This is a genomic window from Wenzhouxiangella psychrophila, assembly GCF_042310375.1.
Classification (GTDB): domain Bacteria; phylum Pseudomonadota; class Gammaproteobacteria; order Xanthomonadales; family Wenzhouxiangellaceae; genus Wenzhouxiangella.
On record NZ_JBHJMQ010000001.1, the window covers coordinates 578,320 to 602,173 of the forward strand.

Sequence of the window (23,854 nt, forward strand, 5' to 3'; positions counted from 1 at the left end):
GATATGCGGCGAGAATGGTCAACAGACAATGCGCTTGCCAAGGTAGTCTAGCCGGCGGCCCGCACCACGCAAGCGGTCGGTGGTTGCGATAGGGCGCTTTTGGCAGTGGTAGCATTCGGTCTCTGTAAAGCCGATTGTGAAGCGATGACCGACTCCCGCCATACTGCCGGCGGCGCTATCCGGATGCGGGTGGCGCAGGAAAGCCTCGAGGAAACGGGCCGTGCCATGCGGCAAGGGTCGGGGCGCGGCCTGCGGCAGGCCCAGCGCGTGGTCGAGTCGCAAACGCGACGCCTTCCGCCTGCCGACCGCGGTCCGCTGGCCTGCGAGGCCGGCTGCGACTTCTGCTGTCACCTGCGCGTGATGGCAACGGCGCCTGAGGTGTTCGCGCTGCTCGACTATCTTCGGGGCAGTCTCCACCGGGAGGCCTTCGCGCGATTCGAGCAGCGGGCCGAGGAGACCGACCAGCGGCTTCGCGATCTGGACTCCGACGACATTCTTCGCACCAACATTCCCTGTCCGGCCCTGGTCAAAGGCCGTTGCAGCGGCTACGCGGGGCGCCCGCTCAACTGCCGCAGTTACCACTCCACCTCGAAAGCCGCCTGCGAAGACTCCTTCAACCACCCCGAGGACCTCGACCGTGGTCATCCGCAGATCAAGGCGCTGGCCCAGGTCCACGAGGGCTCGCAGGCCGGTTTCCTGTCGGCGCTGGAGCGGGCCGGCTACGACGCCCGCCAGTACGAATTGGCGACCGCGCTGGCCGAGGCCATGCGCGATCCGGAAGCCCGCAAGCGTATGGAAGCGGGAGAGCGAGTCTTTCGGGTACCGCTGGAGATTCCGCCCGACGGGTGACCGGCTCGGGTCACCGCGGGGCGATGGTGGTCAGCCGACTCGGGCGGTACGGTCTTCGGGCTGGACCAGCCGATAGGCCGCCGGAATCACCACCAGGGTCAGCAGGGTCGCGGCCAGCAGTCCGGAGATGATCGCCCAGGCCAGCGGCGGCCACAGCGTGGACTGCGTGAGGGTCAGCGGCAGCAGGCCGACGATGGTGGTGGCCGTGGTCAGCAGAATGGGCCGGATGCGTCGGCCCACGGCGCCGGAAACCGCCTGCTCGACGGTCAGACCCTCGGACTGGTTGGTCTGTATGACGTCGATGAGCACGATGGCGTTGTTCACCACGATACCGATCAGTGCGACCACGCCCAGGGTGGCGGTGAAGCTGAAGGGCTGACCGGAGAGGATCAGGCCGGGTACGACGCCGATCGCCGCCAGCGGTACGGTCAGCAACACCAGGCCCACCAGGCGGAACGAGTTGAACTGCCACAGCAAAAAGCCGATCAGCAGTACGACGCCGATGGGCAGGGAGCTGAACAGGGCGCTGTTGGCGCTATCGGCCTCGGCCGCGGAGCCGCCCTGTTCCATTCGCACGCCCGGCGGCAGCTCGAGTTGGTCGAGCCGGGGCTGCAGCTCGCTGACGACTTCGTTGTAGGTCACCTCCCCGGTCGTTTCGGCCAGAACGGACGTCATGCGCTGAAGGTCGCGGTGAAGGATGACCGCGGGTTGGAGGTCGAGTCCGACCTGTACGAACTGGTCCAGCGGAACCGGGCCGTCGGCGGTGGGTACCTGAAGTCCCGCCAGGGCGCGTTCGGGCAGGTCCTCGCCATCGGGGCTTCGCAGGCTGATCGGCACCGGTTCCCGGCCCGCCCGCCAGGTCGAGATCTGCCGTCCGAAGCTGGCCTGGGCGAGCACATTGGCGATGTCGGAGCGGTTGATGCCGTGACGCGCCGCCTCGGCGTCGTCGATGGCGAAGGTCAGCGTGGGCATGCCGTCGCCGAGTTTGTGGCGCACGTCGCGCGCGCCGGGCGTGGCGCGCACCGCGGCCATGACCTGACGGCTCGCGCGTGCCAGATCGGCGGAATTGTCCCCGTAGAGCAAGACCTCGACCGGGGCGTCCACCGGCGGCCCCTGGCCGAGGCGGTGGGCGACCACCTGGGCATCCGGGATTCGATCGGATACATGGCGATCGATCCAGTCCATCACCTCGGGCAGTTGTGAGTCGTCGTCGGTAACGACCACCAGTCGGGCCAGGTGGGGCGAGCGTGGAATCTCGATCAGGTTGTAGTAAAAGCGCGGGCCGCTGAAGCCGGCGAAGTGGTGCACGGCACGGACCTGCGGCAGGTTTTCCATTGAAGCGGCCAGGTCGCTGGCTTTCAGGGCGGTGTGCTCGAGCCGCGTACCTTCCGCGAAATACAGGTCGACGATGAGCTGGTTGCGGTCGGTGCTGGGGAAGAAGTCGCGCTGCATGAACCCGCTGATGCCCAGGGCGCCGACGACCATCAGCGCGGTCACGCCCATGACCGGCCAGGGGCGGGTCACGGCGATGCGGCCCAGGCGCCGGCCGATATTTTCCAGCCCTGCCGAGGTATTGCCCTCGCCGGGCTTGAGTATGGCGGCCGCGACTGCGGGGGTCACCAGCACCGCGTAGAGGTAGCTCACCACCAGGATCAGCATCACCATGATCGGAATACCCCGCGTGAAGTCGGCCGTGTCGCCAGTCGACAGCAGCAGCGGCGTGAATGCCGCCAGGGTGGTGCCGGTGGCCGCCGCCAGCGGGCCAGCCAGCTCGGCCACGGCGGTGACGGCCGCCTGGGTCCGACCCTTGCCGCGGTCGAGATGCCATTGCAGGTTCTCGACCATCACGATGGCGTTGTCGACCAGCATACCGAGCGCGATCACCATGCCGGCGATGGCCATCTGGTGGAGCACGCCGCCGCCCATGGCGTAGATGGCCAGGCCGCTGAGGGTGACCACCGGCAGGAGCGTGGCGACGACGAATCCCAGCCTCGGTCCCATGGTGAGCAGCAGGACGATGGCGACCACGCCTACGCCGATCAGCAGGGATCGCCCCAGTTCCCCGATTCGCTTTTCGACCCAGCGCGGCTGGTAGAACATCTCGCGGATGTCCAGCGGTGCGTAGTCCGGGCGCAGTTCCTCGATGATTTCGCGCGCCTGGCGTCCGAAGCGAACGGCGTTGAGCCGGTTCTCCGGGATGACGATGCCGAGCCCGATCGCGGGCTCGCCGTTGAACCACATACGCTCCACGGCCGGCTCCTGCGGAGCCAGCCGGATGCTGGCGATTTCGCTCAAAGGCACGATCTGCCCGGTTCGCGTGCGGATCGGGGTGTCGGCAAGCGCCTCGATATCGTCGAAATCGGTGAGCGGGCGCACCACCAGGGCGCGGCCGCCGCTGGCCAGGGTGCCGCCGGGCATGACCCGGTTGCGTTCGGCGACCTGTTCGGCCAGCGACTGAATGTCGATACCGGCCGCCATGGCGTCGGCATCGTCGAGCCGGATGATGAGTTGTTCGCCGGGATCGGCCAGCACATCGATGCGCCCGACATCGGGAATCCGGAACAGGTCGCGCTTGAGGTTGCGAGCGGCATCGAGCAGATCCAGCAAGTCGTCGGAACCGGTCACGGCCAGCACGATGCCGTGTGTTTCCATCGAGCGGTCCTCGATGGCGGCCGGGCCGGCGCCGTCGGGAAAGCGCTGCTCGGCTCGCTCGACCGCGACGCGAATGCGATCCCAGACGGCGTCGGTATCGTAGACGTGCTGATGCATGCCCACGATCAGGTGGGCGAAGCCCAGGCGCGCGGTGCCGCGGATCTCGTTGACTTCCTCGACCCCGGCGATTTCCTCTTCCAGCGGGTCGAGAACGAGGCGTTCGATCTCGGCCGGCTCGGCGCCGGGCCAGGCCACCTGGACGTTGCCGTAGCGAAACGGGAAAAAGGGATCTTCCTGGCGGTCCATGCCCAGCCAGGCTGCCAGGCCGATCACCGAGAGCATCGCCACGCCGGTCAGGATCAGGCGCCGGCGGTGCAGGGCGGCTTGCATCAATCTCATCGCAGAACCCGCACCCGCTCGCCGTTCAGCAACTGGCCGTGCCCGGCGATGACCACCTCGTCTCCGGGCTCGAGATCACCGTCGACGCGTACCCGGCCGCCGTCGAGTTCGCCGGGAATGACGCTGACGAGTTCGGCGTGTTCATCGCGCAGTCGGAACACGTGCGGCAGGCCCTCGCCGGTATCGACCAGGGCGTCGAGGGGGATACTCAGCCGGTTGCTGCCGGTCCAGGACAGTTCGACGTGCACGGCCTGCCCGGGCGACCACTCGGGCCAGTCAGCGTCGGGCAGGTCGATGACAGCCGTTGCCGGCTGGCCCGGAGCGGGCAGGCCAATTTCCCGAATCGATCCGCTTTTGCTCGCGCCGCCGTCGACTCCACGCACTGTTGCGGAATCACCCACGGCTAGTGTCCGCGCCTGCCGGGTCGACAGATCGAGGGCAATCTCGAGGCGCTCGGGTGCGCTGATGGAAATGATCGTCTGGCCGGGGCTGACGAACTGGCCGGGTTCGACCGGCAGGGCCGCGACCCGGCCGGAAAAGGGCGCACGCAGCGTTGCTTCATCCAGCTGATCGCGCGCTTCCTCGAGCCGGGCCTGAGCCTGGCCGCGCGCTTCGCGCGTGGCATTGCGCTGGGCCCGCACGCGATCGAGTTCGTCGGTGGACACCAGGCCGCGTTCGTGCAGGTTGGTCAGGCGCTGTGTTTCGCGCTCGAGCCGCTCGAACTGTTCGTCGAGTTCCCGAACCCGGGCTTCGGCGCCTGATACACCCGGCATCAGCGCGGGGTTATGCAGGATGGCCAGAGCCTGACCTGCGCTGATTGATTCGCCCCGGGCGACCAGGCGCTCGGCCAGCAGGCCGCTGTGCAGGAAGGCCAGGTCGGCGCGTTCGACCGCGCGGGTCACACCCGGTAAGCGCAGCCGCACCGGCGGCTTGCTGTCGCTGACCGCGGCCACGCGAACGGGTTGGCCCGGTTCCCGCGGCGGTGCCTCGGTGCCGGTTCCATTCGAGCAGGCAACGGCCACCGCCAGGAGAATGGCGAGGAACGGCACCTGCACTATGCGTCGAGAAGTCTGTAATAAACTGGCCGGTCGGTCAGTTATTTGGGCGTTTGAAAGGGTCTCGGAGTTCATGATCAAAAAGACTCAGCTGTCGTCGGTTTGCGGCACGGTCGCGCGTGGTGCCAGGCCGTCCATGAAAATCTTGAGGAAATCGTCGAGATATTCATCGTCGCTGCCGTTGCCTTTCCAATTCTTGTGCTGGGTGCGCACTTCGAACCACTGCGAGCAGGCGTGGATGAACACGGTAACCACGTGGGTCGGATTGACGTCGGAGCGGAGCAGGCCGGCTTCCTGGGCCTCGCGTACGCGGCGGGCGCCGAGCTCGACCAGTTCGGCGTCCATTTCGTTGCAGGTCGTGTCGCCCTCCAGGTGCATCCAGGTGAACAGCCGAACGACCTGCGGGTTGTCCTGCAGAAAGCGGAAATAACGAATGACGCCGTTACTCAGCAGTTTCGGGTCGGGGCTGTCCGCGCCCTCGAGTTCATCCTTCTGCCCTTCGTAATAACGAGCGAAAGCCACTTCCTTGACGGCGTCCCAGAGGCCTTCCTTTGTGCCGAAATGGTGATGAATCAGGCTCTTGGTCACGCCCGAGCGCTCGGCCAGTTCGCGCATGCTCACGGCCGCGAAACCGCGGTCGACGAACAGGTCGAATGCCGCTTCAAGAATGCGGGCCCGGGTGAGATCCGGATCTCTTGTGGCGATGGATTCGTTCATTTCGGCGCGAGATTAGCATTGATTGACCGACCGGTCAATTAGCGATCTCCGAAGCGGGACGGGAATTCGATGTGGATTTACCGGGCCGGGTCGATCTGGCCGCCGATCGAAGTATTGAGCCGGAACCAGCCGGCGATGCTGGTGCGGTCGGTGCGGGAGGTCAGGACCTCGTGGGGAACCTCTTCACTGAGAAACAACACGAACGTCCCGGCGCGTGGCTCGACCGTGGCCGAAACGCTTTCTCCATCTTCTCCGTAGACAACCAACTCGCCGCCGTCGCAGGGCTGCCAGTTCTCGGTCAGATAGGTCACGGCGGAGACGACGCGATTGGCCGCGCCCCGAAAACTGTCGAGGTGTTTTCGGTACAGCCCGCCAGGCGGGTAGTGCGCGTAATGGGCCTCGAATTCGAACAGGCCCAGAAACAGTTCGCGATTGAGGGACAGCCGAAGCTGCTCCATCCGCTTGAGAAAGCGCGTCTGGACCGGTCTTTGGCGCGTCAGCCAGAAGACGCGATCGCTGCGGATTCCGCGGTCGAGGTGGAAGTCCCGTTCACGGCCGATGCCGGCCCGATGCAGACGATCGGTTTCCATGAGTTCGTTCAGGTCGCCGCGAAGTTCGTCGACGAGCGAGCGATCCAGCGCATTTTCACCCACCCACCAGCCGTTTTCGCGCAACCCGCCCGCGGCCAACTCGAAGGTGTCGCGGTCGATCGGTAGCGCCAATTCAGCCATGCGTGAGGTTCAGCGGCGGCTCGGACAGCTCGGCGAGCTGTTCGCGCAGCTGTCCGATAATGCTCTCCCAGTGACGGTCGTCGCCGAACCATGGGAAGGCGGCGGGAAAGGCGGGATCATCCCAGCGCCGTGCGAGCCAGGCCTGGTAGTAGATCATTCGCAGGGTACGCAATGCTTCGATCAGATGCAGCTCGCGCGGGTCGAATTCGTGGAAGAGCCGGTATTCCTCGATCAGCCAGCCCATCTGCTGCTCGCGCTCGGGGCGCTCGCCGGAAATCAGCATCCACAAGTCCTGGATCGCCGGGCCGGTCAGGCAGTCGTCCAGATCGACAAAATGCGCATGCTCGTCGCGCCAGAGAATATTGCCCGGATGGCAGTCGCCGTGCAGGCGGATGCGTCGGTAGTCGCCGGCACGTTCGAACGCCGCGGCTATGGCTTCGAGCAGGTGCTCTGCGAGGCTCGCAAACGCTTCCTCCAGGTGCGGCGGAAGCCAGCGATTCTCGACCAGCCAGTCGACCGGCTCGCGACCGCGTTCGGCGATGGTCAGTTCCGGCCGATGCCGGAACCGTCCGGTCGCCCCGACGGCATGCATGCGGCCCAGCGCGCGGCCCAGCGTTCGCAGTGTGGGCTCGTGAGCGGGTTCGGGTGCGTGCCCGCCCCGGCGTGGAAAGACCGCCAGGCGAAAACCCTCGTGTCGATGCAGGGTGCACCCCTGGATCGAAACGGGAGCGACCACGGACAGGCCCGAGTCAGCCAGCTCGATGGAAAAGGCGTGCTCTTCCTCGATCGCCTCGTCGCTCCAGCGCTCGGGCCGGTAGAACTTGACCACCACGGGTTCGGCGTCTTCCAGGCCGACCTGCCAGACCCGGTTTTCGAAGCTGTTGAGCGCCAGAAGCCGCCAGTCAGCTCGCAGCCCCAGTGCTTCGACGGCATCGAGTACCACTTCCGGGCCCAGATTCTCATACGGCCTTGTGCCCGTGGTCGATTCATTCATGCCGGTACCATCGTTGCGGGCTGGTGCGCCAAATCTTGGACTTGTCGTATGATGACTTCACTAGCATGCAATCTTGTCCGGGGCTTGTGCATTCTGAAGGACCATATTCGATGAGGATTGTGTCATGAAACGACGTGATCCACGCCTTCTGCTGGCGGTCATGGCAACCGCTCTCGCGTCGGTCGCGTACGCCGGTGATGCGACGCTGGACGTCGCGGAGCGTCAGACCGAAGAGGAGCAGGCCGAAGGGCAGAAGCAGGTCGAGGAAAGCGCGACCAACGAGAAACGTGCCGAACGTCAGGCCCGACAGCAACGCCTGATGCAGGTCTCCTGCCTTGACGAGGAGGGCAGGCCTGAAGGTTGGCTGGACCTGACGCACTCCTATCTCAACCAGCGACTGTGTGCACCGGCGGCCTGGTTCGATGGTTTCTTCGGCGACCCACGCACCCTGGAAGAAAATCCCGTCGGTAGCTTCGTGCGCCTGCGCAATGCCGCGCGCTGGGATGAGCACGAGGGCTGGCAGTATCGGGTCGGGGTGCGCGCCAACGTCATCCTTCCGCGCCTGTCAGAACGGGTCCGTTTGCTGGTCGCGCGCGACGAGGATCTGGAGGGCGACTATTCGGATCCCGCGGGCGCGTTCGACGATCCCGAGAATCAGACGCGGCTGGGCCTGCGATTTCTGGCCAGCGAGCGAGCGCGCAGTCGCTTCGATGTCGACGGCACCATCCGCGTTAGCAGCGGTTCGCTCAACCCCCGCTTGCGGGGACGGTATCGTTACATCCGGGGGTTGACCGACCGGACCCTGGGGCGCTTCACGCAGTCTGCGTTCTGGGAACGCGAGGAGGGCCTGGGATTGACCACAAGGTTGGACTGGGAATGGCTACCGGATCGCAATCGCCTGCTGCGCTGGAGCGGGCGCGGCACCTGGTCAGAGAAGTCCGACGGCATCGACTGGCGCACCGGCCTGGTGTCGTTCCGCCAGCTGGATCTCAAGAGCGCCGTCCGTGCCGAGATCGGCGCCTGGGGCCATACCGAACCGGAATTCGAAACCGAGGAATACTTCGTCGCCCTGCGCTATCGCCGCCAGTTCCTGCGTCACTGGCTCTACTACGAGATCGAGCCGGCCCATGCCTGGCCCAAGGACTTCGATACCGGCGAACGGCGCAGCGATTGGCGCCTGACTTTCACTCTGGAGATCCAGTTCGAGAATGAACGTTCACGCCAGCACCGACTGCGCCAGTATCTCGACGAAGAGCCCGACGTTGAACTCTGGGAAGACGAGCCCATTCCCGTCGATGCGCCGGGCGACCGAGCTGATGATCCATTGCTCGAGGATCAGGACAACGGCAACGGGGAAAACGGGGACGACGATTCCCGGGAGGGCGGCGGTTAAAGCTTGTTGGTCGCCCCGCGACCGTCAGGCCGCGGGGCTTTCGGAGGTCATGGTCACTCGGCCCTTCGAATTGCCACCCGCTTTGTGCCGGCTGCGGCGAGTGCGGCCATCAGGGCCGACAGGATCAGGAGTCCGGGCCAGGACAGGACGGGAATGGCGATGGGCCTGACGCTGATGTCGAACGAACCCCTTGCCGTATCGGAACCGTCGTCGACGATGAGCGTGATGCGCGCGCTTCCGGAGCGATTGGGGTTCGGAGTCACTTCGACCTGACGCTCTGCGCCCGTTCCGGTGACCACGATGTTGGCGTCGGGAACCAGGGTCTGAAGATCGGATTGCCCCGTTACGACCAGTGAGTCGACGGGGGTATCCACATCGTCAATGCGAATGTCGAACGAGATGCTGCCTTCTCTTCCTCCGATCACGATGTCATCCAGCGTCGAAACGATTTCCGGCGGATCGTTGACCGGATTGACCTCCAGCAAAAATGATTGCGAGGTGCTCAGGTCGCCGTCGCTGACGCTCACGGTGACATTGGCGGTGCCGGAGGCATCCGGGGCGGGGCTCAGGTCAAGGCTGCGCTGCGCACCGCTGCCGTTGAAGGTGAAGCTTCCGATCAGCGAGGGATTGTCGCTGCTCAGAGAAAGGCTCAAGTCGCCGAGTGGATCGTCGACATCTCCAACGGTAAGCGCAATGGTTCCCACCGGCTGATCCTCGTCGGTCGTCTGGTCGGCGATGGCCGACAGGGTCGGGGCATCGTTGACGTTGGTCACTTCGATGGCAAAGGGTCCCAGTGTCGCTGAAGCGCCTGCAGCGTCTTCGACGGTAATCTCGATGCCGCTGTAAGTGCCCACGTCCTCGTTACCCGGCGTGCCGGACAGTGTGCCGTCGACCGGGTCGAAGGCCGCCCAGGCCGGCTTTCCTTCGATGCTGAATACCAGGCTGTCGCCGTTGTCGATGTCGTCGGCGGTGGGTGTGAAGGTATAGGCGTTGTCTTGCGCCACCTGTCCAGGCGGGTTGCCGCTAATTGTCGGTGCATCGTTGACGTTGACGACCTCGATTGAAAACGTCCCCGTGCTGTCGGTCTCGCCATAGCTGTCGGTCACGGTGATTTCGATGTTTCCGTAGACGCCGACATCGGCGTTGCCCGGCGTACCCGTCAGCGCGCCGGTGGCAGTGTCGAAGGTGGTCCAGGCGGGCTGGCCGCTGATCGAGAACGTCGCGGTATCGCCCGGATCGGGATCGTCGACCTGGGGAATGTATTCGTAGGCCGAGTCCTGCTGAACGGAAGTCGCCGGCGCGTTGGTGATGGTCGGGGGCACGACGGCTTCGGCGACGCCGCCGGGATCGACGACGCGGGCGTTGGCGACGCCGTCGGAGTCATTGGGCCCGCCGTCGGCAATCGTCAGGCGCACGCACCAGTCTCCCGGCGTCAGTCCTGCTGTGTACGCCGGATCGTCCGTCGGCGGGCAATATCCGGGTGCCCCGGGCGCCGAGGCCACGGCATCTTGTCCGTCTTTAACGAAGTCGGCCCACTGGCCGCTGGCATCGATCTTTCGATACACCGGGTCGGCCGGAATCGCCGCGCGTTGCGGCACCACCACATCGATAACGGCACCGGGCGTCGGCAGGCCGTCCACTCGGAAGTCGAAATAGCCGCCGACGTTGGTTCGGGCATCGGTAAGACCCAGCGTGTTGGTGATATCGGCCGCGCTGACCTGCGATCCGTCCTTGTCGACGGCGAAAGCGACGCGTCCGATGCTCAGCTTCAGTCCCGGCTCGGTTTCGAGACGATAACCACTCGGGTCGGCCAGGTCGGCATGGGTGGTGTTTCGATCTGCGTATGGATCGCGGTAGTCGGGTAGTGAATCGCCATCGCGATCGGGCCGGCCTTCCGCTGCATCGTTGTCGGGCAAGCCATCGTTGTCGGTATCGGCGCCGGTCAACGCCGGAAACGGATCGATCACGCGCAGCCGCAGGCTGGCGGTGCCCGACAGGGGCGACGGATCGTCATCGGTGGCGGTGACCTCGATGTCGTAGATGCCGGGCGCGACGACCGAAGGATCGAACTCGAACGTCGCGGGATCGCCATCGTTGGCCAGGTCCACGAGGCCCGTTTCGGCATCGTTCCAGTCAAAGGTCATGTCGGCCGCAGACGTTGCGTCCACGGTGTCGGCCGAGACGGTCACCGTGTCGGTTACCGTGCCGTCGATGATAACCGCCGGATTGTTCGCCCCCTGCTGAGCTTCCAGTGAAACCACCGGCGGCGTGTTGTCCTCCACGATGGTGATGGTGACCTGCCTGCGCTCGGCCAGCACGGTATTTCCGGCGGTGCCCGTCAGTTCGAGCACCAGTGTTTCCGGGCCCTCGCCCGACAGCCCGTCGTCGAGCACATCGAAACTGATCGTGCCGGTCCGACCGGCCAGGATGGAGACCGACAGCGGCGCGCCAAGGCCCGCGTAGTCCGCACCGTCCGCGGTGCTTGTCCCGGACACATCGACGTCGATAGTCGGCGTCGTACCGTCGAGTGCATCGCCGTTGAGCTCGATCGGTATTTCGATGCTCGTGCCTTCCTGAACGGTGCGGTCCGGACCGATCCCTACACGGGGTCGGACCTCGACGATCTGGATATCGGTGCCCGTTTGGTCATCGCTGTCGGTGGCAGACCAGGTAATGGCGTGAGTTCCCGGCCGCAGCCAGGTCGGTGTCGTGATGTCCTCCGGTGTCGGCGTGAGACTGCCGTCCTCGTCATCGTCGGCGGTCGCCGTGCCGTCACGTTCGAGATTAACCTCGGTGAACAGACCTGCGGCATCGATGGTCAATCCCGGCGGGGCTGTCACCGTAGGTGTCTCGAGCACATCGGTCACCGCAATGGTCACCGTCAGGGAAGAGGAGGCTGTCCCGTCTGCGTCGCGCGCTTCGATAACCAGCGTGTGACTGGTCGCATTTTCAAAGTCGATGGATGCAGCATCGGCGACTGTAACCACTCCGGCGCCGTCAATGGCGAAGCGGCCGCCGGCATCGTCGGTGAGCGTATAGGTGATGTCTCCGCCGGCGGGGTCCGAAGACGTTACGTCGACCCCGACAGGATCGCCGTTGGCGGCATCTTCGGCCACCGAATCTGCGGAGCCGTCCGTATCGACCGGCTGTGAGGGCGGCTCGTCGGTGACATTGATGGTTACCGTTGCGGATGCCGTGCTGCCGCCGTCGTCGGCCTCGATCGTGAGGACGAATGAAGCGCTGTCCTCGAAATCGATCAGCGATCCGTCGGCCACCTCGATTACACCGCTGTTGTCGATCGCGAAGGCACCGCTGGCATTGCCTCCTGTTATCGCGTAGCTAATACCCGCATCGGCACTGCCGCCGTCACCATCATTTGCGTCGACATCGCCCACCAGAATCCCGTTGCTCGGCGCCTCGCCGACGGCGAACGGGCCGGTCGACGTGAATTCCGGCGGGCTGTCGACATCGGTAACGGCGATCGTGAACGAAGCCGGGCTCGAGTCCACGCCGTCGTCATCGGAGGCCACGATGGTGATGCTGTGCGATGTCGCGCTCTCGAAGTCGATCAGCGAAGTGTCGGCAACCGTGACAATGCCCGTGCCGGCGTTGATCTGGAAGCGTCCGCCGGCATCGTCGGTCAGCGCGTAGCTGACGTTGCCGCCGGCCGGATCACTGGCGTCGGCGGTGATGCCGACCGCTGTGCCGTTGGCGGCGTCTTCGCTCACGGAACCACCGGAGGCGCCGTCGCTGTCGACGGGGGTCGAAGGTGCCGCGTTGTTGACGTTGACGGTCACCGTGGCGGTTGGCGCGTTCGTGCCGTCGTCGGCTTCGACGTCCAGGCTGAATGTCGGGCTGGTATCGAAATCGATTGCACTCGCATCGTTGACGGTGATTGCTCCGGCTCCGCCATCGATCGCGAATGGGGCACCCGTATTGCCGCCGACAATCGCGTAAGTCAAGTTGGCATCGGTAGCGCCGCCGTCTCCATCGGTCGCATCCACGTCTCCGACAGCAAAGCCGTTGCCGGCGGCTTCGTCTACGGAGAATGGCCCCGTGGCCTGGAAAACCGGTTCTTCATCGACATCGCTGATATTCAGCGTGAAGCTCGCGGTATCGTCCGGTGTGCTGCCCACCGCCGGGTCATTGACCTCGACGGACACGTTGTAGGTATCCTTCGCCTCGAAATCGGCGCTGCCGGTGAAGACGAGGTCGCTGCCGCTGATGGCGAAGTTCCCGGCGTTCGGGCCATTCAGCGAGAGATCGTTGGTGCTGCCGTCTTCGTTGTCGTCTTCGACCGTGATCTGCGCGACGGTCACGTCGCTACCATTGTTTTCGGGAATGGTGTCCGAGCTCTGGTCGAGCGACACGGCCGGCGGATCGTTCACGGCGTTCACGGTGAGTGTGAAGCTGCCGTCCACCGTATCGGTGCCGTCGTCGAGCGTGACGGTGATGTTGGCCGTCCCGTTTTCATCCGCCGCCAGCGTGATATCCAGTGTCCGGTCGCCGCCGCCGTTGTCCGTGATCGACAGGTTCGTGTCGGGCACCAGCGTCTGGTTGTCGGAAGAGGCCAAGACGGTAACGCCGGCCCCGCCCGATTCGACATCATCGACCGTGAACGCGAATGACGGAACGGAAGCGTCTTCGTCCACGGTGGTGTCGAATGTGGAAATCGCCGGCGATACCGTCGGCAGGTCATTGACCGCATTGATCGTGAGCTGGAAGCTCTCCTGCGTGCTCAGTCCTCCATCGTCGACCGTAATGGTGATCATCGTGGCGCCGTTCTGATCGTCCGCGGGTACGATGTCCAGCGTGCGGTTGGTGCCGGAACCACCGAAGGCGTGGCTGTTGATCAGTGAAGGATCGGCAGCCGTGAACGAGAGCGTCAGTCCACTCGCGGCGGTTTCGGCATCGTCGATCATGAACGCGATTCCACTGAGGGCCGTATCCTCATCCGTGGTCTGATCGGCGATCGCGGTGATCGTCGGTGCATCGGGTACCGACTGGACGTCTAGCGACACCGTTGTGGAATCCGCCTCGCTGCTGGCGTCCCCGGTCAGCCCCGGATCCGTTCCGGTGTTGCCGCGGTCGTTGACCGTTGCCGAGATGGTATCCGTGCCGAAGTAATCCGGATCGCCCAGATAGGCGAGGGTCGACAGGGCGTTGTTGAGGTCGGTGACCGTACCGCTCACTGTGAATGCACTGGCCCCGTTGCCGCCGCTGTCGAATGCGAGACCGGTTGTCGAACCGAGCGTCAGCGTGCCGTTGTTTGCCGACACCGATACCTCGACCGTTGCGCCGCCCGCGTCCACATCCGCAATCTGGATTTCATTGGCGCCGGAGAGGTCGAATGCCACGTCCTCGTCGGGTCGTAGCGTGCCGCCCGGACCGCTGATCATCGGCGTGTCGTTGCCCGCTTCAATGGTGATCGTTGCCGTGGCGCTCGCGGTCGCCCCGCCGTCGTCGGCTACCTCGACCGTTACCGTCCGGGTCGTCAGGTCCGGCGTGTCGCTGTTGTTCTGGTAGTGCACGGCCTCCATCGCCTCGATCAAATCGGCGAGGCTCGCCGAATTGCGGGTGATCGTGATCTGGTTGGACGACGTCGTGAACCCGAGTGCGGACGCAAGCGGAGCGGTATCCACTGCCAAGCCTTCGCCCGCGTCTCCTTGCGGATTATCCAGAGTGTATGTTGCCGATTCGATGCTTCCGTCGGAGTCGGAGGTGGCCACGGGGCCAGTGACCGCCACACCGTCCGAAGCCGTGACGCCCTGATTGGTGTTCTCGCTGAATGCTGCGCTGTGGCCGGTGCCACCGGCACCCGTGTCAAGATCCACCGTCGGAGGGGAGTTGCCGGCGTCCACCACGATATTGTCGAGGGCGACAGACTCGTCGACGTTGGTGGTGACCCGGATTTCGTCGACGTTCGCGAAGGCGGTGTTCGCCGATGCGAACTGCCGCGTCTGATAGCCACTGGAGGCACCGTATGAGAATGACCGGCTGTCGACCAGCGAGTTGTCAAGATAGGCATGGACCACCACGTCCTGCGCGAAGGTCGAGAAATTGTCGATGTCGATCGTTTCGAGCGAGAACGGCTCGTCGGACTCGAAGCGTACGCCGGTCGTACGCTCGTCGGAGGTGACCTGGTCGAGTTGCAGTTCGTTGGAATCGATGGAACCGCTCTCGCTGGCATCGCCGAACCGGAAGCCGTGGAAGAGCAGTTCGAACGTGGATTCGGTGACGATGCGCGCGTCGATCGGGTCGAAATTGGAGAGTTCCGGGCCCAGTTCCGTAAAATCCCAGGTCGTGTTCGCGGTCACAGGGGCCAGTTCGGGATCGAACTCGACCGGGACGGAATCCGATGTCTGTAGCCCGCCGTCGTCGAAACTCAATCTCAGGCCGTACTCGACGACGACCGGGCTGCCGGTATTCGCGTAGGTCACGCCCTGCAGGACATCGTCCACCAGGGAGGAGGTTGCCGCGGCCTCGCTGGAATTGAAACTAACGGTCAACGTCCCCGAGTTGTCAGTGAAGCTCGCGAAGACATTGCCGCCGGTCAGCAGATCGCCCCCTGACACCGTGAACGTGCCCGCGCCGGTGTCGAAGCTGAAATCGTCGTCGGCGTTCGCACCACCCTCGCGCGCGACGGTGAGCGTGCTGCCGGCGTAGTCGTTGGCACTATCGTGCTCCGTATCGGCGACTGTCGCATCGGCATCGACGACGACCGGTATCCCGTCCGCCTCGTCGAACATGACGGTCGCATCGAGGTTCGAGAAAGAGGGGGCCGTGTTCGCTACGACCTCCTGGTCGACGACGATGTCGTCGATGACCAGACACTGGTTTCCATCGTTGGTGGAGTAGTTCTCGAACCGGACCTCGTCGACGGAGTCGAACCCGACCGAATGCGTCGTGGGCCCGCCAAGACCGCCGAGATTGTAGCTCTGGCTCGCCCCCGCGACCGGGCTGCCGTCCTTGTAACCGACGATATCGAACGACCACGACGTTCCGCAGAAAACCTCCGTGGTGAAAGAAACGAACTGGAAACCGTCACCCGCGGGGTCGGCGAATATCGAGTCCGGGCCGCCGTTGTTCATGTTCACGCCGAAGTCAAGCGCGTAGGACTCGTCGATCCGCCAGTTGCTGAACGTCATCTGATCGGCCGTGCCGTCGGCCTCGATGGTCGCAGTGTAGGAATCCCCGTTGGCCAGGCTGCCGTCATATTTGGAGAACCCGAACGTCACCTCGCTCGTGACTGCTCCGAAAGCCGCTGACGTGCCCCATGCCAGGGAGGTAAAAACCAGCACCCAGAGAAGGGGAAACTTTCGTTGTATGGAAGTCGGTACCGTTCTCATGGCAAGTCACCTACCAACTCGGGGCGAGTCGATGACGCTTTCCGGAAGCCATTGAGCAACGGTGGCAGGGCCGACGATAGCTTGCTGATTGAATGAGATGTGCGGTGAGCTTTCATGATTCCGTCCCTCTTCTCGGAATCGAGCATCCCCTTACAGTCCAATCAATTCACGTGCGTGAAGAGAGACGGTGCTGGTGAAGCAATCGATCCCCAATCGAAAAATCAACGAGCGACGCTATCACAGGAGCGTATAGAAAGTAAAAAACGCAGGAGGAGTGGAGCCCTTCGGGAAAAGGGCTCTGCTTTGCGGGTGCCTGAGGGAATGCTAGCCGACAGCCGCCGCGGTTGTTTCGTGCTGCGATGTGGGCGCGTCGATGCCGAGGTCAGAAAGAATGCAGTGGGCGGCTTCGCGGCCCTCGTAGACGGCGGTGACGACCAGGTCGGCGCCGCGCACCATGTCGCCGCCGGCGTAGATCTTTTGGAGGCTGGTCTGGTAGCCGCTGTGGCCTTCCGCGCCGACGACCAGGCGGCCGTCATCGTGCGTTTCCACGCCGGCGGCCGTCAGCCATTCCGGCGGATTGGGGCGGAAGCCGAAGGCGATGATGACGGTATCGGCCTCGACGACCTGCTCGCTGCCGGGTACGGCCTCGGGACGTCGGCGGCCCGCCTCGTCGGGATCGCCGAGTTGCGTCTCGACCAGTTTGACGCCTTCAGCCTTAACGTTGCCGACGATGCCCACGGGCTGGCGATTGAACAGGAAGTGGACGCCCTCGTCCTTGGCGTTCTTCACCTCTCTTCGGCTGCCGGGCATGTTTTCCTCGTCACGGCGGTAGGCGCAGGTGACCTCGCTCGCTCCCTGGCGGATGGCGGTGCGAACACAGTCCATGGCGGTGTCGCCGCCGCCGAGCACGACCACGCGCTGGTCCTTGAGGTTGACGTAGTCGAAGCCTTCCATCGGTTCTTCGAGCACCTGCCCGATATTGCCGATCAGGTAGGGCAGGGAGGCAATCACGCCGGGCAGGTCCTGGTTTTCCAGGCGGCCGTCGACGTATTTGTAGGTCCCCATGCCCAGAAAAACGGCATCGTATTGATCGAGCAGTTCATCGAGCGAGATGTCCTTGCCCACTTCCTGGCCGAGATGGAAGCGGATGCCCATGCCTTCCATGATTTCCCGGCGCGTTTCGACCACGTGCTTCTCGAGCTTGAAAGGCGGAATGCCATAGGTCAGCAGGCCGCCGATGCGCGGATACTTGTCGAAGACATGCGCCTCGACGCCGTGGCGAGTTAGCCGGTCGGCACAACCCAGGCCGGCCGGTCCGGCGCCGACGACGGCGACTTTCTTCCCGGTCGGCTGAACGTGGGACAGATCCGGGCGCCAGCCCTGCTTGATGGCTTCGTCGGTGATGTATTTCTCGACCGAGCCGATGGTGACCGCGCCCAGGCCGTCGTTGAGCGTGCAGGCGCCTTCGCATAGACGATCCTGGGGGCAAATGCGTCCGCACATCTCCGGCAGGGCGTTGGTCTGGTGGCACAGGTCGGCGGCCTCGAACAGGCGCCCCTGGCGGACCAGGCGCAGCCAGTCGGGGATGTAGTTGTGCACCGGGCACTTCCACTCGCAATACGGGTTGCCACAGTCGATGCAGCGCGCCGACTGGTCTTCGGCGCCGTCTTCATCGTACTGCCCGTAAATCTCACCCCACTCGCGCACGCGAATCGGGATCGGCACCTCTTCAGGATTGGTGCGCGGGCTATTCAGAAAGTGCAAATTGCTTGGTTTGTCCATAACTTTTTTAAATTAAATGTCCACAGATGAACACAGATGAACACGGATAAAACAGTTCGCCTGGATGGTTTGACCGAAGAACCGATTGGTCGACTGATCAGCCAAGGCCGATTCGAGCCTCTTGTTTTCCCATCTGTGTTTATCTGTGTTCATCTGTGGACAAAAAGGTTTTGATTTAGCTTAGGCCGCGTTACGCAGCGAGGCGATCAGGTCGTCGAGGTCGGCGGCCTTGGGCTTGACCAGCCAGAACTTCGGCAGCATGCGGCGGAAGTCGTCGAGGACTTCGACGGCGTGCCGGCTGCCGGTGAGTTCGTGGTGACGCATGATCAGGTTACGCAGGTGGTGCACGTGGTTTTCCATGCTCTCGGGCGCGATGTGGTGGATGTCGATCAGCTCGTGGTTGTAGCGGTCCACGAAACCGCGGTCGAGATCGAGCACATAGGCGAAGCCGCCGGTCATGCCGGCACCGAAGTTGATGCCGGTCTTGCCGAGCACGACCACCATACCGCCCGTCATGTATTCGCAGCAGTGGTCGCCGGCGCCCTCGATGACGGCTACCGCGCCTGAGTTACGTACGGCGAAGCGCTCGCCGGCGGTGCCTTCGGCGAACAACTCGCCGCCGGTGGCGCCGTACAGGCAGGTGTTGCCCATGACCGGTGTTTCGCAGGCGGTATATTGGATGCCCGAAGGAACGCGCAGGACGATGCGCCCGCCGGTCATGCCTTTTCCGACGTAGTCGTTGGCCTCGCCGGTGAGCGTCAACTCCAGGCCGCCGGCATTGAAGGCGCCGAAGCTCTGCCCGGCCGTGCCGGTGAACGCCAGGCTGAGGGGGGATTCGGCCATACCCTGGTTGCCGTGATGGCGGGCGATAAAGCCGGAAAGACGTGCGCCGATCGAACGATCACTGTTGCGAATGGCGTACTCGAAACGCCCGCCCGCCAGGTTTTTGACCGCCCCGGCGGTATCGTCCTCGATCTTCTGCGCCAGCTCACCCTTGTCGTGCGGCGGGTTGCGTTCGGCGACACAGAAGCGCTCGGCGCCCGATTCCAGGCCGGTTTCGGCCAGCAGCGGCGAGAGATCGAGACGGTTCTGTCGCTCGGTCAGCCCCTCGATGCGTTCCAGGTACTCGGTGCGGCCGATCAGGTCCTCCAGTTTCGACACGCCCAGTTCGGCCAGGATGGCCCTGACGTCCTCGGCGACGAAGCGGAAGAAGTTGATTACCATCTCGGGCAGGCCGATGAAATGCTTTTTGCGCAGCACCTCGTGCTGCGTGGCCACACCCGTGGCGCAGTTGTTGAGATGGCAGATGCGCAGGTACTTGCAGCCGATGGCGATCATCGGCGCGGTGCCGAAGCCGAAGCTTTCGGCCCCCAGGATGGCGGCCTTGACCACGTCCACGGCGGTCTTGAGGCCGCCGTCGGCCTGGATGCGCACCTGGCCCCTGAGGTCGTTGGCCATCAGCACCTGGCGGACTTCCGACAGGCCCAGCTCCCACGGCGCGCCGGCGTACTTCACTGAAGTCAGCGGGCTCGCGCCGGTGCCGCCGTCGTAGCCGGAGACCGTGATCAGGTCGGCATAGGCCTTGACCACGCCGGCGGCGACCGTGCCGATGCCCGGCTCGGATACCAGTTTGACCGAGACCAGCGCCTCGGGGTTGACCTGCTTGAGGTCGAAGATCAGCTGCGCCAGGTCTTCGATGGAATAAATGTCGTGGTGCGGCGGCGGCGAGATCAGGCCCACGCCCGGCGTGGCGTAGCGCAGTCGGGCGATCAGCTTGTCGACCTTGTGGCCGGGCAGCTGGCCGCCCTCGCCGGGCTTGGCGCCCTGGGCGATCTTGATCTGGATGACTTCGGCGTTGATCAGGTATTCCGGCGTCACGCCGAAACGGCCCGAGGCGATCTGCTTGATCTTGGAACGCTTCTCGGTGCCGTAACGCAGCGGGTCCTCGCCGCCTTCGCCGGAGTTCGAGCGCGCCCCGATGCGGTTCATGGCGATCGCGATCGCCTCGTGCGCCTCCGGTGACAGGGCACCGAGGCTCATGCCGGCCGAATCGAAGCGCTTGAAGATCGACTCGACGGGTTCGACCGCGTCGAGTTCGATCGGCTCATTCGGGCTGGTGATCTTCAGCAGGTCGCGCAGGGTCGCCGGCTCGCGGTCGTTGACCAGGCGGGTGTATTCATCCCAGGCGGCGCGATCGGTGTTCTGGGTGGCGCGGTGCAGGGCGGTGACCACGTCGGGATTCCAGGCGTGATACTCACCGTGGTCGACGTAGCGGTAGAGGCCGCCGTGCTCGATCGGCACGCGCTTCTCCCAGGCCCAGCGCGCGAGCTTGCGCTGGTCGTCATGCAGGTCGGTGAAGGTCGCGCCCTGGATACGGCTGACCGCCCCGGGGAAACACAGATCAACGACCTCGTCGGCCAGGCCGACAAGTTCGAACAACTGCGCACCGCGGTAGGAGCCGATAGTCGAGATCCCCATCTTCGACAGGATCTTGTAAAGGCCCTTGCGGATGCCCCGGCGGTAGGCGCGCCCGAGCTGCAGGGCTTCGTCGCGCGGATGCTCGAACTCGCCGGCGTTGGCCATGGCCTGCAGGGTCTGGTAGACGAGATAGGGATAGACGGCCGTTGCGCCGAAGCCGATCAGGCAGGCGAAGTGGTGCGGGTCCCGGGCCGTGGCGGTCTCCACGATCAAGTTGCAAAGCGGGCGCTGGCCGGTTTCGAGCAGGTGATGGTGGATCGCGCCGGTGGCCAGCAGGGCGTGGACCGGCAGGTGATCGTGCTTGAGGTAGCGATCGGAGATCAGCAGGATCAGGGTGCCGTTGTTCACCGCTTCCTCGGCCTGCCGGCACAAATCGCGCAGCGCTTCTTCGAGCGGCTGGTCGGCCGGCACGTTGAGGTCGAGAAACTCCGAGGGCAGGCCGAACTGCGGCGTATTGATCAGCTGCCGCAGTTTGCGCTGTGACAGCACGGGCGAGTTCAGCACCACGCGGTCGGCCAGCTCGGGACCGGGCTCGAACACATTGCCCTTGCGGCCGATACCGGTCTCGAGCGACATCACGATCTTCTCTCGCAGGCTGTCGATCGCGGGATTGGTCACCTGGGCGAACTGCTGCCGGAAGCAGTCGAACAGTGAGCGTACCTTGGTCGAGAGTACGGGCATGGGCGTGTCGTCGCCCATCGAGCCCACAGCCTCGGCCTGGGTATTGGCCAGCACTGCGACGACCTCGCGCCGTTCTTCGCGCGAGAAGTTGAACATCTTCTGGTAGCTGGCCAGGGTGTCGGTATCGAAAGGCTCGGCGGCCATGTGCACGTCGACCAGCTCCGAGTCGAGGTACTTCACGCCCGATTTCAGCCAGTCCTGCCATGGATGCAGATTCTTGAGCTGCTTGTCGACGCCGCGATGGTCGAGCAGTTCACCGGTGGCCAGGTCCGCGACCAGGATCTGTCCCGGCCCCAGCCGGCCGCGGGCGGCGACCTGTTCGATCGGCACGTCGACCACGCCGGTCTCGGACGCGACGATCAGACGATTGTCGGTGGTCTTGGTCCAGCGCGCCGGTCTGAGTCCGTTGCGGTCGAGCGCGCAAACCGCGTGCCGGCCGTCGCACATCACCAGGCCGGCCGGGCCGTCCCAGGCTTCCTGGTGGAAGGCGAAGAATTCGTGGAAGGCACGCAAATCGGCATCGAGGTTGTCGTCGGTTTGCCAGGCCGGCGGAATCAGAATGCGCACCGCCTGGGGCATATCCATGCCACCGGCGACGAGCAGCTCGAGCATGTTGTCGAGCGAGCTGGAATCCGAACCCTGCATGCCCACCGGCGGGTCGATTTCGCCCAGCTCGGTCAGTAGTGGTGAGGCCAGCAGCTTGCGCCGGGCGCGCGCCCAGTGGCGGTTGCCACGGATGGTGTTGATCTCGCCGTTGTGGGCCAGCATCCGGAAGGGCTGGGCCAGCGACCACTTGGGCAGGGTGTTGGTGGAGAAACGCTGGTGAAAAACCGCCACCGAAGTGGCCATGCGCTTATCGGCCAGGTCCGGGTAGAAGGTGGCCAGGTATTCGGGCATCACCATGCCCTTGTAGCTGATCGTGCGGGCCGAAAGGCTGGCGATGTAGTCCGGCTTGTCACCGGCGGACTGCTCGCAGCGACGGCGGGCCAGCAGGAGTCGCCGCTCGAAATCGTCGTCGTCGATGGTATCGGCCGGGGTGACAAAGACCTGCTCGATGCGCGGGAGCGTGGCGCGGGCGGTCTCGCCGCAGGCTTCCGGGTCGACCGGCACTCGGCGCCATCCGGCAACAGCGAGCTCTCGGCCCATGATTTCGTTTACGAGAACCGCCTTCTGATCGGCGGCTCGATCGTCGTGATGGTCGAGGAAAATCGTGCCGACGGCGAACTGCTCGCCCAGCTCGATGCCCGCCTCCTGGGCAACCGCTCGCAGGAACTCGGTCGGCATTTTCAGCAGCAAGCCACAGCCGTCACCGGTCTTGCCGTCGGGCGCGACCGCTCCACGATGCGTCAGGCGCACCAGGGCTTGAACCGCATCAGCCACGGTGTCGTGACGGGCGGCATCATCCAGTCGGGCGATCAGCCCGAATCCACAGGAATCTTTTTCGAAATCAGGATGATGCAGTGTCTTCAAGCAAGCCTCCAGCCGCGTTGCCCCGTCGAGGGCATACGTTGGCGTATGTTCGGGGAACCCAATAGGATACCGTGTTCGATGTTCTGATGCGTCGGGATTGCCGCATTTGCCTTGATAGTGGCCTCTGGAAGCCCAACAATCAATATCGAAACTCATTCAAGCAGGTCCCTACACCCATGTCTCTAGACCCCGCCGTTCGGGAAAAGATCGAATCGCAGATTGCCTCGCACCGCGTGGTGCTCTACATGAAGGGCACGCCGAAGATGCCGCAGTGCGGCTTTTCGGCCCGCACCGCCGGCATCCTCGACCAGCTGCTGGAAGGCGATTACGCTACTTACAACGTGCTCGAGGACGACAATATCCGCGAGGGCATCAAGGTCTTCGGTGACTGGCCGACCATTCCGCAGCTGTATGTCGACGGCGAGCTGGTCGGTGGCAACGACATCATCGGCGAGATGTTCAACACCGGCGAGCTGCACGAAATGTTCGGGCTGGAAAAGCCCGACCGCACGCCGCCGGAGATTACGATTACCGACAAGGCGGCCGGAAAGATTCGCGAATTTCTGGAGGCTTATCCGGGCAATCACCTGCATTTCGCCATCGATTCGGGTTGGGACGCCCAGTTCCAGGTCGGACCGAAGGAAGGCAGCGAGATCGAGACCGAGTCGAATGGCATTACCGTGCTGATGGATCTCGCCAGCGCACAGCGCGCCAAGGGTGCGACCGTCGACTGGGTCGAGACCGTCCAGGGCGAGGGTCTCAAGCTCGACCTGCCGGGTGCGCCGGCGCCGGTCAAGCAAATGACGCCGGCCGAACTTCAGGAACGCATCAATTCAGGCGAACGCATCCTGGTAATCGATACCCGCAACGAGGCCGACCGCGGCGAAAAGCCGCTGGATTTCGCCGAGCCCCTGGATGCCGACTTGATGGCCAAGCTTAAGGACGGCGATCCCAACCAGCCGCTGGTGTTCGTATGCAATGTCGGCCAGACCTCGCAGCAGTACGCCGAGCACTACCGCAAGCAGGGCTACACGCAGGTTTATAACCTCGAAGGCGGGGCGCAGGCGATTCTCGGCTGATTGCAGCCGGCGGCCTGCTTTAATCGGTTGGCACCTCGTATGGGTGCGACTGCTCGTCGCGGTGCGGGTTTCGACACTTCAAAGGCTGTTTCGCCCGGCCTGCTTCGCAGGCTCTTGCGGCGAATTCCTTTTACCTCGCGCGGTAAAAGGAATCCAAAAGCGCGCTGAAAAGAGTACGGATGCGCCGCAGGACCAACAAGACGCGCAGGCTTCAGTATTTTGTTT

The 23,854-nt window shown here is 64.2% G+C and carries 11 protein-coding genes; 3 read left to right on the top strand and 8 right to left on the bottom strand.

Going from position 1 to position 23,854, the window contains the following annotated elements; genetic code table 11:
* Window positions 1–144: 144 nt before the first annotated feature.
* Window positions 145–849, top strand: a complete 705-nt coding sequence (locus tag ACDC66_RS02510) for a YkgJ family cysteine cluster protein (RefSeq protein WP_376695092.1) — start codon at window positions 145–147, stop codon at window positions 847–849.
* A 30-nt stretch (window positions 850–879) separates the two neighbouring features.
* Here the strand turns inward: ACDC66_RS02510 and ACDC66_RS02515 are convergent, their stop codons facing one another.
* From ACDC66_RS02515 to ACDC66_RS02535, 5 genes are all read right to left on the bottom strand, one after another.
* Window positions 880–3,900, bottom strand: coding sequence for an efflux RND transporter permease subunit (locus ACDC66_RS02515; RefSeq protein WP_376695093.1), 3,021 nt, complete (start codon window positions 3,898–3,900; stop codon window positions 880–882).
* Entirely contained in the window at window positions 3,897–4,949 is a 1,053-nt protein-coding gene (locus tag ACDC66_RS02520; protein ID WP_376695094.1) for an efflux RND transporter periplasmic adaptor subunit, read from the bottom strand. Before ACDC66_RS02520 ends, ACDC66_RS02515 begins: the two co-directional genes overlap by 4 nt.
* Before the next feature lie 93 nt (window positions 4,950–5,042).
* On the bottom strand, window positions 5,043–5,672 hold the full coding sequence (locus ACDC66_RS02525; protein ID WP_376695095.1) for a TetR/AcrR family transcriptional regulator: 630 nt from the start codon (window positions 5,670–5,672) through the stop codon (window positions 5,043–5,045).
* Window positions 5,673–5,749: 77 nt separating this feature from the next.
* Entirely contained in the window at window positions 5,750–6,403 is a 654-nt protein-coding gene (locus ACDC66_RS02530; RefSeq protein ID WP_376695096.1) for a 2OG-Fe(II) oxygenase, read from the bottom strand.
* On the bottom strand, window positions 6,396–7,397 hold the full coding sequence (locus tag ACDC66_RS02535; protein WP_376695097.1) for a serine/threonine protein kinase: 1,002 nt from the start codon (window positions 7,395–7,397) through the stop codon (window positions 6,396–6,398). The genes ACDC66_RS02530 and ACDC66_RS02535 overlap by 8 nt, the downstream gene beginning before the upstream one ends.
* Window positions 7,398–7,521: 124 nt before the next feature.
* Between ACDC66_RS02535 and ACDC66_RS02540 the strand changes: the two genes are divergently transcribed.
* Window positions 7,522–8,790, top strand: coding sequence for a hypothetical protein (locus ACDC66_RS02540; protein WP_376695098.1), 1,269 nt, complete (start codon window positions 7,522–7,524; stop codon window positions 8,788–8,790).
* 53 nt (window positions 8,791–8,843) lie between these two features.
* On the opposite strand, the gene ACDC66_RS02545 is transcribed toward ACDC66_RS02540, so the two are convergent.
* The 3 genes from ACDC66_RS02545 to gltB all read right to left on the bottom strand — a co-directional run bounded on the left by ACDC66_RS02545 (window position 8,844) and on the right by gltB (window position 22,550).
* Complete coding sequence (locus ACDC66_RS02545; RefSeq protein ID WP_376695099.1) at window positions 8,844–16,139, bottom strand: cadherin domain-containing protein; 7,296 nt, start codon at window positions 16,137–16,139, stop codon at window positions 8,844–8,846.
* A gap of 324 nt (window positions 16,140–16,463) precedes the next feature.
* On the bottom strand, window positions 16,464–17,921 hold the full coding sequence (locus ACDC66_RS02550) for an FAD-dependent oxidoreductase (protein ID WP_376695100.1): 1,458 nt from the start codon (window positions 17,919–17,921) through the stop codon (window positions 16,464–16,466).
* Between the two features lie 180 nt (window positions 17,922–18,101).
* Entirely contained in the window at window positions 18,102–22,550 is a 4,449-nt protein-coding gene (gltB, locus tag ACDC66_RS02555) for a glutamate synthase large subunit (RefSeq protein WP_376695101.1), read from the bottom strand.
* 176 nt (window positions 22,551–22,726) lie between these two features.
* Between gltB and grxD the strand changes: the two genes are divergently transcribed.
* A complete protein-coding gene (gene grxD, locus ACDC66_RS02560) occupies window positions 22,727–23,629 on the top strand; it encodes a Grx4 family monothiol glutaredoxin (protein ID WP_376695102.1) in 903 nt (300 codons plus the stop codon).
* Window positions 23,630–23,854 lie beyond the last annotated feature (225 nt).